At 73.5% G+C, this 13616-nt stretch carries 13 protein-coding genes; 4 read left to right on the top strand and 9 right to left on the bottom strand.

Features of this window, described 5'->3' with window-relative positions:
* Positions 1 to 279 precede the first annotated feature (279 nt).
* Positions 280 to 3039 (bottom strand): aconitate hydratase AcnA, encoded by a 2760-nt coding sequence (gene acnA, locus ACQP60_RS06955; RefSeq protein ID WP_429729784.1) that lies wholly within the window; start codon positions 3037 to 3039, stop codon positions 280 to 282.
* 252 nt (positions 3040 to 3291) lie between these two features.
* On the opposite strand from acnA, the gene ACQP60_RS06960 reads away from it, so the two are divergent.
* Positions 3292 to 4023, top strand: coding sequence for a DUF5701 family protein (locus ACQP60_RS06960; RefSeq protein WP_429729787.1), 732 nt, complete (start codon positions 3292 to 3294; stop codon positions 4021 to 4023).
* Positions 4024 to 4047: 24 nt separating this feature from the next.
* Here ACQP60_RS06960 and ACQP60_RS06965 read toward each other — a convergent pair whose 3' ends face one another.
* Together ACQP60_RS06965 and ACQP60_RS06970 are read right to left on the bottom strand one after the other, a co-directional pair.
* Positions 4048 to 5346: a class I SAM-dependent RNA methyltransferase gene (locus ACQP60_RS06965; RefSeq protein ID WP_429729789.1), complete on the bottom strand. Its 1299-nt coding sequence runs from the start codon at positions 5344 to 5346 to the stop codon at positions 4048 to 4050.
* Positions 5347 to 5420: 74 nt separating this feature from the next.
* Positions 5421 to 7415, bottom strand: a complete 1995-nt coding sequence (locus ACQP60_RS06970) for an APC family permease (RefSeq protein WP_429729792.1) — start codon at positions 7413 to 7415, stop codon at positions 5421 to 5423.
* Positions 7416 to 7530: 115 nt separating this feature from the next.
* Between ACQP60_RS06970 and ACQP60_RS06975 the strand changes: the two genes are divergently transcribed.
* Both ACQP60_RS06975 and ACQP60_RS06980 read left to right on the top strand, forming a co-directional pair.
* On the top strand, positions 7531 to 8184 hold the full coding sequence (locus ACQP60_RS06975; RefSeq protein ID WP_429729998.1) for a potassium channel family protein: 654 nt from the start codon (positions 7531 to 7533) through the stop codon (positions 8182 to 8184).
* Positions 8184 to 8957 (top strand): potassium channel family protein, encoded by a 774-nt coding sequence (locus tag ACQP60_RS06980; protein WP_429729795.1) that lies wholly within the window; start codon positions 8184 to 8186, stop codon positions 8955 to 8957. Before ACQP60_RS06975 ends, ACQP60_RS06980 begins: the two co-directional genes overlap by 1 nt.
* Here ACQP60_RS06980 and ACQP60_RS06985 read toward each other — a convergent pair.
* The 4 genes from ACQP60_RS06985 to dut form a co-directional block, all read right to left on the bottom strand.
* Positions 8954 to 9778 (bottom strand): DUF3159 domain-containing protein, encoded by an 825-nt coding sequence (locus tag ACQP60_RS06985; RefSeq protein WP_429729798.1) that lies wholly within the window; start codon positions 9776 to 9778, stop codon positions 8954 to 8956. The genes ACQP60_RS06980 and ACQP60_RS06985 overlap by 4 nt on opposite strands.
* Positions 9775 to 10143 carry an OB-fold nucleic acid binding domain-containing protein gene (locus tag ACQP60_RS06990; protein ID WP_429729800.1) on the bottom strand — a complete coding sequence of 123 codons (369 nt, stop codon included), beginning with the start codon at positions 10141 to 10143 and terminating at the stop codon, positions 9775 to 9777. The genes ACQP60_RS06985 and ACQP60_RS06990 overlap by 4 nt, the downstream gene beginning before the upstream one ends.
* Before the next feature lie 46 nt (positions 10144 to 10189).
* Positions 10190 to 10960 carry a DUF3710 domain-containing protein gene (locus tag ACQP60_RS06995; protein WP_429729803.1) on the bottom strand — a complete coding sequence of 257 codons (771 nt, stop codon included), beginning with the start codon at positions 10958 to 10960 and terminating at the stop codon, positions 10190 to 10192.
* A 106-nt stretch (positions 10961 to 11066) separates the two neighbouring features.
* Positions 11067 to 11561: a dUTP diphosphatase gene (gene dut, locus ACQP60_RS07000; protein ID WP_429729805.1), complete on the bottom strand. Its 495-nt coding sequence runs from the start codon at positions 11559 to 11561 to the stop codon at positions 11067 to 11069.
* Positions 11562 to 11612: 51 nt separating this feature from the next.
* Between dut and ACQP60_RS07005 the strand changes: the two genes are divergently transcribed.
* Positions 11613 to 12083, top strand: coding sequence for a DUF3093 domain-containing protein (locus ACQP60_RS07005; RefSeq protein ID WP_429729808.1), 471 nt, complete (start codon positions 11613 to 11615; stop codon positions 12081 to 12083).
* Between the two features lie 107 nt (positions 12084 to 12190).
* Here ACQP60_RS07005 and ACQP60_RS07010 read toward each other — a convergent pair whose 3' ends face one another.
* Together ACQP60_RS07010 and ACQP60_RS07015 are read right to left on the bottom strand one after the other, a co-directional pair.
* Entirely contained in the window at positions 12191 to 12490 is a 300-nt protein-coding gene (locus tag ACQP60_RS07010; RefSeq protein WP_429729811.1) for a DUF4193 domain-containing protein, read from the bottom strand.
* A 263-nt stretch (positions 12491 to 12753) separates the two neighbouring features.
* Positions 12754 to 13590 carry an inositol monophosphatase family protein gene (locus ACQP60_RS07015; RefSeq protein ID WP_429730001.1) on the bottom strand — a complete coding sequence of 279 codons (837 nt, stop codon included), beginning with the start codon at positions 13588 to 13590 and terminating at the stop codon, positions 12754 to 12756.
* Positions 13591 to 13616: the final 26 nt, after the last annotated feature.

The raw sequence follows: 13616 nt of genomic DNA on the forward strand, positions 1-13616 counted from the left end.
GCATGGGCCCGGCAACTACGGCCGAGGTTCAGGAACCGGTCGTTAGCCGACGCCTGAACCTCTCGTCCATGTTCAGACCTGGGCGGCCGAGATCCCCGGGAACGTGCACGATCGTCGGTTACGACCGAGCGGGGGCGATTCGGTTTGATGAACAGAGGTATGTGGCGACACGAGCGCGCCCCGCCAGGCCGAAGCCTGACGGGGCGCGCTCAGCGGGACTCTAGAGCCGCTATCGAAGCATGCGGCTCGAGCAGCCCGACAGCCTCAAATCCGAGCAGATCACTTGCTACCGACAAGTTGCCGAAGCACGTACTGCAGGATGCCGCCGTTGCGGTAGTAGTCCGCCTCACCGGGCGTGTCGATCCGCACCACGGCGTCGAACTCGACGGACGTGCCGTCGGCCTTGGTGGCGGTGACCTTGACCGTCTCCGGGGTGGCGCCGTCGTTCAGCGCGGCGATGCCCGCGATGTCGAACGTCTCCGTGCCGTCGAGGCCGAGGGACTCCGCGTTCTCGCCGGCCGGGAACTGCAGCGGCAGCACGCCCATGCCGATGAGGTTGGAGCGGTGGATGCGCTCGAACGACTCGGTGATGACGGCCTTGACGCCCAGCAGCGCGGTGCCCTTGGCCGCCCAGTCGCGCGACGAGCCGGAGCCGTACTCCTTGCCACCGAGCACGACCAGCGGGGTGCCCTGCGCCGCGTAGTCCTGCGCCGCGTCGTAGATGGTGTCCTGGGCGTTCTTCACGAAGTTGAACGTGTAGCCGCCCTCGACGCCGTCCAGGAGCTGGTTCTTGAGGCGGATGTTTGCGAACGTGCCGCGGATCATGACCTCGTGGTTGCCGCGGCGCGAGCCGTAGCTGTTGAAGTCGCGGCGGCCCACGCCGTGCTCGGCGAGGTACTTGCCGGCCGGGCTGTCCGCCTTGATGGAGCCTGCGGGCGAGATGTGGTCGGTCGTGACCGAGTCGCCCAGCTTCGCCAGCACGCGCGCGCCGGAGATGTCGGCGACCGGCGCCGGCTCGGCGCCCATGCCCTCGAAGTACGGGGGCTTGCGCACGTAGGTGGACTCGCCGTCCCAGGAGAACGTGTCACCCTCCGGGGTCTCGAGCGCGCGCCAGCGCTCGTCACCGGTGAAGACGTCCGCGTAGTCCTTGGTGAACATGTCGCGGTCGATCGAGGCGTCGATCGTGGCCTGGACCTCCTCCGGGGAGGGCCAGATGTCACGCAGGAAGACCGGGTTGCCGGCCTCGTCGCGGCCCAGCGGGTCCGTCTCGAAGTCGAACTCCATCGTGCCCGCGAGCGCGTAGGCGATGACCAGCGGCGGGGACGCCAGGTAGTTCATCTTCACGTCGGGGTTGATGCGGCCCTCGAAGTTGCGGTTGCCGGAGAGGACCGAGACGACGGCGAGGTCGTGCTCGTTGACGGCCTCGGAGATCTTCTCGTCCAGCGGGCCGGAGTTGCCGATGCAGGTGGCGCAGCCGTAGCCGACCAGGTGGAAGCCGAGCTTCTCGAGGTAGGGCCAGAGGCCGGCCTTCTCGTAGTAGTTCGTCACGACCTGCGAGCCGGGCGCCATCGACGTCTTGACCCACGGCTTGGACACGAGGCCCTTCTCCACGGCCTTCTTGGCCAGGAGCGCCGCGGCGAGCATGACCGACGGGTTCGACGTGTTGGTGCACGACGTGATGGACGCGATCGCGACCGCGCCGTGGAAGAGGTCGAACTGCTTGCCCTCGCTGTCCGTGACGGGCACCGTGCGGCGGCCGTTGGCGTGGATCGCGGGCGAGTCGGAGGCGGGGAAGGACTCCTTCTCGGCCTCGTCGACGACGTCGGTGACCTCGGGCGCGTAGACCGGGAGGTCGCGACCGAAGGCGGCCTTGGCGTGCGAGAGCTCGATGCGGTCCTGCGGGCGCTTCGGGCCGGCGATCGAGGGCACGACCGTGCCGAGGTCCAGCTCGAGGTACTCCGAGAACTTCGGCTCGACGTACGACTCCGAGCTCGGGTCGAGCCACAGGCCCTGCTCCTTGGCGTAGGCCTCGACGAGCGCGAGCTGCTCGTCGCTGCGGCCGGTGAGGCGCAGGTAGTCCAGGGTGACGTCGTCGATCGGGAAGATCGCGGCGGTGGAGCCGAACTCGGGGCTCATGTTGCCGATCGTGGCGCGGTTGGCCAGCGGCACCTGGGCGACGCCCGCGCCGTAGAACTCGACGAACTTCCCGACGACGCCGTGCTGGCGCAGCATCTGGGTGATCGTGAGGACGACGTCGGTCGCGGTCACGCCGGCCGGGATGGAGCCCGACAGCTTGAAGCCGACGACGCGCGGGATGAGCATCGACACCGGCTGGCCCAGCATGGCCGCCTCGGCCTCGATGCCGCCGACGCCCCAGCCCAGGACGCCCAGGCCGTTGACCATCGTGGTGTGCGAGTCGGTGCCGACGCAGGTGTCGGGGTAGGCGCGGAGCACGCCGTCGACCTCGCGCGTCATGACCGTGCGGGCCAGGTACTCGATGTTGACCTGGTGCACGATGCCGGTGCCCGGGGGGACGACCTTGAAGTCGTCGAACGCCGTCTGGCCCCAGCGCAGGAACTGGTAGCGCTCGTGGTTGCGCTCGTACTCGAACTCGACGTTGCGGGCGAAGGCGTCGGCGCGGCCGGCGACGTCGATCTGCACGGAGTGGTCGATGACCATCTCGGCCGGGGCGAGCGGGTTGATCCGCTTGGGGTCGCCGCCGAGCTCCGCGACGGCCTCACGCATCGTGGCGAGGTCGACGACGCAGGGCACGCCGGTGAAGTCCTGCATGATCACGCGGGCGGGCGTGAACTGGATCTCCGTGTCGGGCTGGGCGTCCGGGTCCCAGGACGCGAGGGCGCGCACGTGGTCGGCGGTGATGTTGGCGCCGTCCTCGGTGCGCAGGAGGTTCTCGGCGAGGATCTTCAGGGAGTACGGGAGGCGCTCGGCGCCCTCGACGGCGGAGAGGCGGAAGATCTCGTAGGCCTTCCCGCCGACCTCCAGCGTTCCCTTCGATCCGAACGTGTCCACGCTGCTCACTGCGGCTCCTTCTGCGGGGCTGGCCGGCGAGGGCACCGTGCGCGCTGCGGCGCGACGGTTCCGACGCCGTGGTTCTGGGGGGCTCCGCCCAGCGTACGCCGGGCACCTGGTCAGCATAGCCCATATATCTTGACGTCAAGATATCTCGGTGTCAGGTCCCGGCCCGCTCCCTGCCGACGATTGCCGTACGCCGCACGGGAACAACTCCCGTGGACGGCGCGTTGTGCAGCTGCCCCGACCGGAAGGACGCCCATGCCGTCGCGCACCACGACCTCTGCCGCCCCGTCCGACGCCAGCACCCCGACCGCCGACCACGCCGACGACCTGCCCTCGCTGCCCCCGCTCACGGCCCAGGCCGAGCTGCTCCTGGAGCGCGGCGTCGTGCCGCCGGAGGTGCTCTCCCCCGCCGCGTTGCGCGACGCCGCCGCGGCGCTGGAGCGCACGGCCGTGGCAGGGTCGCTGCTGGTGGTCCACCCGCGCGTCGTGCCGCCCTCCGCCCTCGCCGGGCACCTGCGTCGCACGACGGCGGTCCGCGGACGCGGCGTGGAGCGCGAGGGGTTCGTCGTCGTGGACATGACCGACGTGGACGACTTCGCGCCCGTGCCCGGCGTCGACGTCCCCAACGCCGACGTCTACGCCGTCACCACCCCCGACCGGGGCGACGACATGGCGAACTGGTCGCCCGAGGAGGCCCAGCCGGCGATCGCCGCGCGTGGCCGCAGCCCGCTCACTCTTGCGGAGGGGATCCACTGGGTGCTGCAGTCCCCCGACGTGCTCGCCCGGAACCTCTGCTTCATGACGATCGGGTCCCGGCTGCGGCGGCCGAACGGCTCCTACGACGCGCGCACGCCCGCCGTCTGGATCTCGAACGGCACCGGCCGCGACGGCAGCGCGCGCCGCGGCGCCCCCAAGGTCGGGTGGTGCTGGTGGCGCAACCGGCACACGTGGCTCGGCTTCGCCTCCACGGCTGCCCGGCAGGCCTGACCCCCGCTCGGTGCGGGGTCCCGGTCAGCGGTCCAGGACGGCGACGGCCTCCACGTGGTGCGTCATCGGGAATAGGTCGAAGGCCCGCAGCCCGGTGAGCTCGTACCCGTGCCCCGCCAGGTACGCGACGTCGCGGGCGAGCGCCGCGGGGTCGCAGGCCACGTAGACCACGCGGCGCGGGCCGCGGCCGGCGACGGCGTCGACGACGGACCGGCCGGCGCCGGCGCGCGGCGGGTCGAGCACGACGACGTCGGCGGCGCCCACGTCGGAGCCGGACGCGTCGCCGTCCGCCAGGACCCGGTCCACGGCGCCGAGGTGCAGCTCGACCTGCGCCAGGTCGTGGGCGTTGCGGCGCGCGTCCTTCACCGCGCGGGCGTCGCCCTCGACGGCGACGACGCGGCCCGAGCCGCCAACGGCCGCGGCGAGCGGCACGGTGAACAGGCCCGCGCCGGAGTACAGGTCGAGCACCGTCGCGCCGTCGAGGTCGCCCGCCCCGTCGAGCACCGCGCCGGCGAGCAGGTCGGGCGCCGCCCGGTGCACCTGCCAGAAGCCGTCGGCGGCCACGCGGTAGCGGTGCTCGGCGCCGCCCGCCCGCACGGCCTCGGTGACCGAACGTCGGGCGTTGGGGCGGGTGTCCCCGCGGCCGCGACGCCACGGCACCTCGTCGACGAGCAGGAGGGCGTCCGCGCCGTCCGCGGGCGCCACGAGCTCGAGCCGTGCGCCGGGGCGCCAGCGGCGGGTCCACACGCCCTCGGCGTCCGCGAGCGCCGCGACCGCCTCGGTCGCGAGCGGCATGCCGTCGAGGGGCACGACGTCGTGCGAGCGGAAGCGTCGCATCCCGGCCCGTCCGTCGGCGTCGGCCACGAGGTCGACGCGGGTGCGGTAGCCGAGGCCGCCACGCTCGTCGTCGCCGGGCGCGGCCTCGACCTCGACGTCGCGCTCGAGCTTGGCGAGGCGCTGCAGCTGCTCGGCGAGGACGGCGGCCTTCCAGCGCCGCTGCGCGGGCAGCGCCACGTGGGCGAGCTCCCCACCGCCCACGCCGCCCGGGCCCGCCTCGGGCCAGGCGGAGGGCACGCGGTCCGGCGACGCCTCGAGCACCTCGACGGCGTCGGCGCGCCAGAACCGGCTGCCGGTCTCGGTGACCCGGGCGCGCACGCGCTCGCCGGGCAGGGTGTGGCGCACGAAGACGACGCGACCGTCGAGGCGCGCGACGCAGTGCCCGCCGTGCGCGACGGGGCCGATCTCGAGCTCGACCTCACGTCCCACCTCGGGGTCGGGTGCGGTCGGTCGAGGGCGCGGCGCGGAACGGCGGGGTCGGGGCATGAGCCCATTCTCCCCCGCGCGCGGACCCGGCCGGAACAAGGTCAGGCCGCGGCCACGCCACGGTCAGGACGGCATCAGAACCGCGGCCCGCGCGGCGAGGTGCCCTCGAGGCCGGTCTGACCGGCCGACGACGAGAGCTGCCACGGCACGGACGCCACCACGACGCCGGGCGTGAACAGGAGCCGCCCCTTGAGCCGCAGCGCCGACTGGTTGTGCAGCAGCTGCTCCCACCAGTGCCCGACGACGTACTCGGGGATGTAGACGACCACCAGGTCGCGGGGCGAGTCGCGGCGCACCGAGCGGACGTACTTCAGCACGGGCCGGGTGATCTCCCGGAACGGCGAGTCCAGCACGCGCAGCGGCACCGGGAGGTCGAGGGCCTCCCACCGCGCACGCAGGTCCGCGATCTCCTCGGGGTCCACGCCCACGGTCACGGCCTCGAGCACGGAGGGGCGCGACGCCCGCGCATAGGACAGGGCCCGCATCGTCGGCTTGTGGATCTTGGAGACCAGCACGATGGCGTGCACGCGGCTGGGCAGGGCACGTGCGCCGGCCACGTCGTCCAGCTCGAGCTCGGCGCGCACCCGGGTGTAGTGGGCGCGGATCGCCTTCATGAGGACGAAGAGCACGCCCATCGCCAGCAGGGTGATCCACGCGCCGTGCGTGAACTTGGTGGCGAGCACGATGACGAGCACCGTGGCCGTCATCACGAAACCCACGCCGTTGACGATCCGCGAGCGCTGCATCCGTGAGCGCTCCGCGGGGTCCGGCTCCGTGCGCAGCTCCCGGGTCCAGTGCCGCAGCATGCCGAGCTGCGAGAGCGTGAACGACACGAAGACGCCCACGATGTACAGCTGGATGAGGCGGGTGACCTGCGCGTCGAACGCCACGATGAGCACGATCGCCGCGACGGCGAGGGTGATGATCCCGTTGGAGAACGCGAGCCGGTCGCCGCGCGTGTGCAGCTGGCGCGGCAGGAAGCCGTCCTTGGCGAGGATCGAGCCGAGCACGGGGAAGCCGTTGAACGCGGTGTTGGCCGCGAGCACGAGGATCAGCCCCGTGACGATCGAGATCGCCACGAACGCCGGGGTGAAGCCCTGGAACACGGCCTCGGCGAGCTGGCTGAGCACGGGGTGCTGGTTGTAGTCCTCCGGCAGCGGCTGCCCGCCCGCGGTGAGCTGGTCGTGCGCGTCCTCGACGTACTTCACGCCGGTGGCCTGCGCGAGCAGCAGGATCGACAGCATCATCGTGGCGGAGATGCCGCCCAGCAGCGCGAGCGTCGTGGCGGCGTTGCGCGACTTGGGCTTGCGGAACGCCGGGACGCCGTTGCTGATCGCCTCCACGCCGGTGAGGGCGGCGCAGCCGGAGGCGAAGGCCCGCGCCAGGAGGAACGCTCCCGCGAGGCCGGTGAGCCCCTGGTCGAAGCCCGCCTCCGGCGTCATCTCGAAGCCGGCGCTCTCCGCCAGGGGCAGGTCCCCGGCGAAGAACCGGATCGCGCCGACGACGGCGAGGAGGCCGACCAGCGCCATGAAGCAGTAGGTCGGGATCGCGAAGACCGTGCCCGACTCGCGCACGCCCCGCAGGTTCATCACCGTGAGGATCACGACGACCGCCACGGCGAACAGGGCCTCGTGCCCGCGCAGGAACGGCAGGGCAGACGCCGCGTACTGGGCGCCGGACGAGATCGACACCGCCACCGTGAGCACGTAGTCGACGAGCAGGGCCGACGCGACGCCGATGCCGGCCGACGGCCCCAGGTTCGTCGTCGCGACCTCGTAGTCGCCGCCCCCGGAGGGGTAGGCGCGCACGTTCTGGCGGTACGACGACACGACCACCAGCAGCACCACGACGACGCCGAGGCCCACCCACGGCGAGATCGTCGTCGCGGCGATGCCGGCGACGGCGAGGGTCAGGAGGATCTCGTCCGGCGCGTACGCGACCGACGACAGCGCGTCGGAGGCGAAGACCGGGAGCGCGATGCGCTTGGGCAGGAGGGTGTGCCCCAGGTTCTCGCTGCGCATGGGGCGCCCGATGAGGAGCCGTTTGGCAGCGTCCGCGATGTCCGACACGTCGAGCAATGCTATGCCCGCCGCGCCCCGCGGGCGCGCGCGTCCCGTCGAGGAGCCCGTGGCGATGTCCCGAGCCGCGGCGAGGTATAGCGTTTCGCCCGTGCACTTCGTGATCATGGGCTGCGGCCGCGTCGGGTCGACGCTCGCGCAGACGATCGAGTCCCGCGGCCACTCCGTGGCCGTCGTCGACCAGAACCCCGACGCGTTCCGCCGCCTGCCGGCCGGATTCTCGGGGCAGAAGGTGACCGGCGTCGGCTTCGACCGGGACACCCTCGTCCAGGCCGGCATCGAGGACACGTACGCGTTCGCCGCGGTGTCCGACGGCGACAACTCCAACGTGCTCGCCGCGCGCGTCGCGCGCGAGACGTACGGCGTGGAGAACGTCGTCGCCCGCATCTACGACCCGCAGCGCGCGGAGATCTACCAGCGTCTCGGCATCCCCACCGTCGCGACCGTGCGGTGGACCGCCGACCAGGTGCTGCGGCGGATGCTCCCGCTCGGCGCCACGGACGAGTACCGCGACCCGTCCGGGCAGGTCCGCCTCGCGCAGATCGACTACCACCCCGGCTGGGCGGGCATGACGGTGCACCGCATCGAGGAGGCCACCGGCGCGCGCGTCGCGTTCCTCTCCCGCTACACCGACGGCATCCTGCCGACGCCGTCGTCGGTGCTGCAGGAGAACGACGTGCTGCACGTCCTCATGCGCGGCGACGACGCTGCCGCCGTCGAACGGGTCCTCACCCACGAGCCGCGGCAGGAGGAGAGCTGATGCGCGTCGTCGTCGCCGGGGCGGGGTCGGTGGGCCGGTCGATCGCCCGCGAGCTGCTGTCGCACGACCACGAGGTCGTGCTCATCGACAAGAGCCCCGCCGCGATGCGGGTCGCGCAGGTGCCCGAGGCCGACTGGCTGCTCGCCGACGCCTGCGAGCTGTCCTCCCTCGAGGCCGCGGACGTCACGAGCGCGGACGTCGTCGTCGGCGCGACCGGGGACGACAAGGCGAACCTCGTGTTCTCCCTGCTGTGCAAGACGGAGTTCGGCGTGCCCCGCACGGTGGCCCGCGTGAACAACCCCAAGAACGAGTGGATGTTCGACGGCTCCTGGGGCGTCGACGTCGCCGTGTCGACCCCGCGCATCATGACCGCGATGGTCGAGGAGGCGGTGGCCGTCGGGGACCTGGTGCGGATCTTCACCTTCCACCAGTCCGGCGCGGACATCGTCGAGGTGACCCTGCCGGACGACTCGCCGCTGGTCGGGGCCCGCGTCGGGTCCGTCGTGTGGCCCACCGACACGGTGCTCGCGTGCATCGTGCGCGGGGCCCAGCCGCTGGCGCCGACCGTGGACGACACGCTCGAGTCCGGCGACGAGCTCGTGCTCGTGATGGGCACCCAGGCGGACGAGGAGTCGCTCCAGCACCTGCTCGCCCACGGCGGACCGGCCGTGGCGGCCGTCGCGACGAGCGACCCGCTCGTGGCGCCCGAGCTCGCCGTCCCGGACGGCGACGACGCCCCCGAAGGGTCGGCCGGGTCCGACGAGGGCCGCTAGCCCGCCTCCTGCGTGGCGGGCCGCTCGGCGTGCGCGCCGCGCACCACCACCCAGGTGAGCCAGAGGACCAGGCCCCACAGCGGGACGCCCAGCACCAGGTGGGCGGTGCCCAGCCAGCCGACGCTGTCCGCGAAGTACAGCGGCACCTTCACCGCGAGCCGGACCGCGAACAGGCCCGCCCAGAACCAGGTGGCGAGGGTGTAGCGCCGCACGAGCTCCGGGTCCTTGCGCCACGCCACCAGCGCGGCGAGCGGGTTCGGCGTCGCACCGTCGCCAGTGGGCTCCGCCGCGCCGTCCGCCGCGGTGGCGGTGGTCTCACCGCGGGAACGCTCGGCGGCGACGTCGGCGAACCCGCCGCGCACCGCCTCCACCACGAGCCCGACGACGGGCCAGCGCACGGCCAGGGACACGAGGATGGCGGCGAGGTAGGCCGCGTTGGTCCACAGCCCCCACACGTAGAAGTTCTGCGCCTCGCCCGAGCGCCACGCCCAGAACACGCCCACGCCGATGCCGAGCAGCCCGCCCAGCGCCTGCGTGATCGGCGTGCGCTGCGCGAGGCGTACCACCACCGCGACGAGGGCCGCGCCCACCGATGCGACCAGGGCCCAGGTGAGGGCGCCGCGCTCGCCGTCGCCGGACGACGCGCCCATCGACGCGACGACGTAGATGACGACGAACAGCAGGCCGGGCAGCACGGCCTCGACCACGCCGCGCACGCCGCCGACGGCCTGCCCGAACGAGAAGGAGTCGCCCGTCACCGCCCGCACGCCGCGCCCGTCCGGCGCCGGCCGCTCGCCCGCCGCGGGGTACCCGTCGCTCACTCGCCGGCCCGCGCGCGCAGCTCGTACCGGGGGTTGAACATCGTGCGCCGTCCGTCGATGTCGCACACCAGGCCCTCGACCCGGATGCGGCGGCCGGGGTCGATGCCCGCGATGGCCCGGCGCCCGAGCCACACCAGGTCGAGGGAGCCGGAGCCGTCGTACAGCTCGGCCTCCACGGTGGGCACGCCCTCGCGCGGGCGCAGCACGACCGAGCGCAGCACGCCGGCGGCGCTCGCCCGACGGCGGTCACCCAGGTCGGCGACCGGGGTGCAGCCGCGGTGGGCCGCGGCCTCGTGACGCTCCTCGTCGGCGGCGACCTCGTCGGCCGAGGCCAGCGCGTGCCGGACGGCGGTTCGCAGGGACATCAACAGCTCCAGGCTGGTGGACGAGCCGGCCTCGCGGCCGGGTCGGTCACCGGATCTCGGTGATCTCCGGCCCGCGGGTGAGCGGGTCGAACGACGGGGTCTGCGGTGCGGCGCCCTCGGGGCCCGCGGTGGCGCCCTCCCCCGGCGCGGCGCCCTGGCGCGCGCTCTTGGGCAGGGTGAGGGTCAGCAGGTCGCGGGGCGGGCGGGGGTTGCCGTCCCGCACCACGACGACGTTCGCGAACACGGACTCGAGCTGCTTCGCGGCCTCGGGGTCCACCGCCGCGCGCCCCGAGAGCACGCCCCGCAGGAACCAGCGAGGACCGTCCACGCCCACGAAACGGGCAGGGCGCACGGCAGGCTTCCCGTCAGGACCCGTGGCCGGGATGCGCGCGATCAGCTCGCGCCCGAACGTGCCGGGCACGTCGTCGACGGTGCCGCCCTGGCGGGTGATGGATGCCCCGATCTCAGCACGCACCTCGTCCCAGATCCCCTCGGTGCGGGGTGCGGCGAACGCCTGCACCTGCAGGCCCGAGCCGTTGAGGGTCGTCGAGACCCCGGTGACCTTCTGGGTCTTCTTGTCGACCTCCATGCGCAGCTCGAGGCCGGGCAGCACGGGCAGCCAGATCGCCCCGAGGTCGACGCGCGGGCCCATGCCCGTGACCTGGGTCGAGTCGAACGGGCCGCGCTCGGGGCGCTCCGCCGCCTCGTCACCGGCGGCGCCGGCGGTGCCCGTGGCGGGCGTCGCGTCCTGGGCGCCCGCGGGCTCGCCGGCCTCGTCGGTCCCCTTCTTCGACGCGTTGCGCCGGAACAGCCCCACGGAGGATCTCCTTCTCGTCGTCCTGCTCGCCCGGTGGCCGGGCGAGCCCTACCCGTCTCCCACAGTAGACCGGTTCGCGCACGCCCCCGGTCCGTGTCCGGGGGCGTCAGCCGCCGGCGAAACCGCCGCTCGACCCGAAGCCGCCCTCGCCGCGGTGCGACCCCGGCAGCGTCGTCGCCACGAGGAAGCGGGCGTGCTCCACCCGCTGCACCACGAGCTGCGCCACCCGGTCGCCGCGGCGCAGCCGCACCGGCTCGGAGACGTCCGTGTTGAGGAGGATCACCTTGATCTCGCCGCGGTAGCCCGCGTCGATCGTGCCGGGCGCGTTCACCACGGTCACCCCGTGCTTCGCGGCGAGGCCGGAACGGGGGTGCACGAAGGCCGCGTACCCCTCCGGCAGCGCGATCGCCACCCCCGTGGGCACGACGATGCGGCCCTGCGGGGGGATCTCCACGTCGACCGTCGTCACGAGGTCCGCGCCCGCGTCCCCCGGGTGCGCGTACGAGGGGGTCGGGACGTCGTCGAGCAGCGTGACGAGCACGTCGACGGTGCTGGGGTCGGTGCTGGGGTCGGTGCTCGGCTGGCTGGCGGTGTCAGGCACCCGGGAAGCGTAGCCGACCGTTGCCTGGCGCGGTGCTGGGATGATGGGCCCATGAGCGAGCACGCGCCCCACCCGTCCCCCGTCACCGGCCCGGCCTTCCGGGAGCGCCTCTCGCCCGGCCCCGCGGCCTGGTGCGGCGCCGTCGGGCTGGGTGTGATCGTCGGGGTGACGCTGTGGCCGCTCGCGCACGCGGTCGCGGCGGTCGTGGGCGTCCTCGCCGCGGCCGGCACGCTCTGGGCCCTGGTCGCGACCGCGCCGGTCATCGAGGTCGCGGACGGCCGGCTGCGCGCCGGCAAGGCGCAGATCGCCCTCGACCTGCTGGGCGAGGTGACCACCCTGGACGACGCCGAGGCGATGCGGACCGCGCTCGGCCCCGCCCTCGACGCGCGGGCGTTCGTGTGCCTGCGCGCCTGGGCGCACACCGGCGTGCGCGTGGATCTCGAGGACCCGCTGGACCCCACCCCCTACTGGCTGCTGTCGACGCGGCGGCCGCAGGAGCTGGCCGCCGCGCTCGCGCGCTGAGCTCGGCGCCCGACCTCGAGCACGCCCCCGGGGACGACGAAGGCCGTCACGTCCTCGACGTGACGGCCCGTGTCGTCCGTGGTGCTCGCGCCCGACCCGGCAGTCGGTCAGGCGGCGCACTCCGTGCAGATCATCTGGCCGTTCTTCTCGTAGGCCAGCTGGCTGCGGTGGTGGACGAGGAAGCAGCTCGTGCAGGTGAACTCGTCGGCCTGGCGGGGCAGGACGCGGACCGCGAGCTCCTCGCCGGACAGGTCGGCGCCGGGAAGCTCGAAGCCTTCCGCGGCCTCCGTCTCGTCCTCGTCGACGACACCCGACGACTTGTCGGAACGACGCGCCTGGAGCTCCTGGATCGAGTCCTGCTCCACGTCCTCGTCGTTCTTGCGGGGGGCGTCGTAGTCGGTTGCCATCTGTGTGGTCACGCTCCGTGGTGTCGGTGTCGGTACGCGCTGATAATGCTCGGTGACCGGGTTTTGTTCCCGGTCGGCCCACGGATTGTGCACTATTTCGGGCGGGCGCGCGACACCACGCGCTGTTCCTCGTGTCACAGCCTCGCGATCGCCCGCTGACCTGCGACGACGCATCCCCGCGCCGGGGTGTTCGCCCTCGGCGTGACGGGCGGCCTGGCGCGCTTTTTCACCCCCGCACGCGATCCCGGAAGGCCCGAACCTCGTCAGCCCTCCGCGCCCTTCGCGGGCGCCTCCGCACCGTCGGCGTCGGCGTCCTCGAGCAGGCGGACGAGCTCGGTCACCACGGGGGTCGCGCCGGCGACCGTCATGGCGCTGCCCGGCCCCCGGCCGCGCAGCCCGCCCACCCAGGCGCCGGCCTCGGCGGCGACGAGGGCGCCGGCCGCCAGGTCCCACGGGTTGAGGCCGCGCTCGTAGTAGAGGTCGAGCCCGCCCTCGGCGAGCAGGCACAGGTCGATCGCGGCCGACCCGAGGCGCCGGATGTCCCGCACCCGGGGCAGGACGTGGGCCAGGACCTCGCCCTGTCGCGCCCGCCGCTCGGGCGCGTACCCGAAGCCCGTCCCCAGCAGCGACCGGGCCAGGCTCTCCGGTCGGTTCACCCGCAGCGGCCGGCCGTCACGCTCCGCCCCGCCGCCGCGCGCCGCGGTCCACGTGTGCCCGTCGACCACCGAGTGCACGCAGCCCGCGAGCGCCGTCCAGCGCTCCGGGTCGACGGGCCCCGCCACGACGGCCACGGAGACCGCGTACGACGCGACCCCGTACAGGTAGTTGACCGTGCCGTCGATCGGGTCGAGCACCCACGTGAGCCCCGACGTCCCCGCCACGTCGTCGCCCTCCTCGCCGAGGATCGCGTCGTTCGGCCGCTCCGCGGCGATCCGCCGGCGCAGCTGCGCCTCGACCGCCCGGTCCATGTCCGTCACCGGGTCGACGTCGTTCGACTTCGTGGCGGCGACCTCGACGCGCTCGGGGCGCCCGGCGCGCACCTGCTCGCCCGCCTCGCACGCGAGGCTGCGGGCCAGCGCCCGCAACGCCTCGACGTCGATATCGAGGTCGACATCGAGGTCGACGT

Origin of the sequence: Isoptericola variabilis (assembly GCF_050311655.1) — a bacterium.
Lineage (GTDB): Bacteria > Actinomycetota > Actinomycetes > Actinomycetales > Cellulomonadaceae > Isoptericola > Isoptericola variabilis.

What these genes read in the sequence shown, in the direction of transcription:
- ACQP60_RS06960 (WP_429729787.1), top strand. Translation starts at nt 3,292, where the DNA reads ATGCCGTCGCGCACCACGACCTCTGCCGCCCCGTCCGACGCCAGCACC.
- ACQP60_RS06965 (WP_429729789.1), bottom strand. Translation starts at nt 5,346, where the DNA reads ATGCCCCGACCCCGCCGTTCCGCGCCGCGCCCTCGACCGACCGCACCC.
- ACQP60_RS06975 (WP_429729998.1), top strand. Translation starts at nt 7,531, where the DNA reads ATGGGCTGCGGCCGCGTCGGGTCGACGCTCGCGCAGACGATCGAGTCC.
- ACQP60_RS06980 (WP_429729795.1), top strand. Translation starts at nt 8,184, where the DNA reads ATGCGCGTCGTCGTCGCCGGGGCGGGGTCGGTGGGCCGGTCGATCGCC.
- ACQP60_RS06990 (WP_429729800.1), bottom strand. Translation starts at nt 10,143, where the DNA reads ATGTCCCTGCGAACCGCCGTCCGGCACGCGCTGGCCTCGGCCGACGAG.
- ACQP60_RS07005 (WP_429729808.1), top strand. Translation starts at nt 11,613, where the DNA reads ATGAGCGAGCACGCGCCCCACCCGTCCCCCGTCACCGGCCCGGCCTTC.
- ACQP60_RS07010 (WP_429729811.1), bottom strand. Translation starts at nt 12,490, where the DNA reads ATGGCAACCGACTACGACGCCCCCCGCAAGAACGACGAGGACGTGGAG.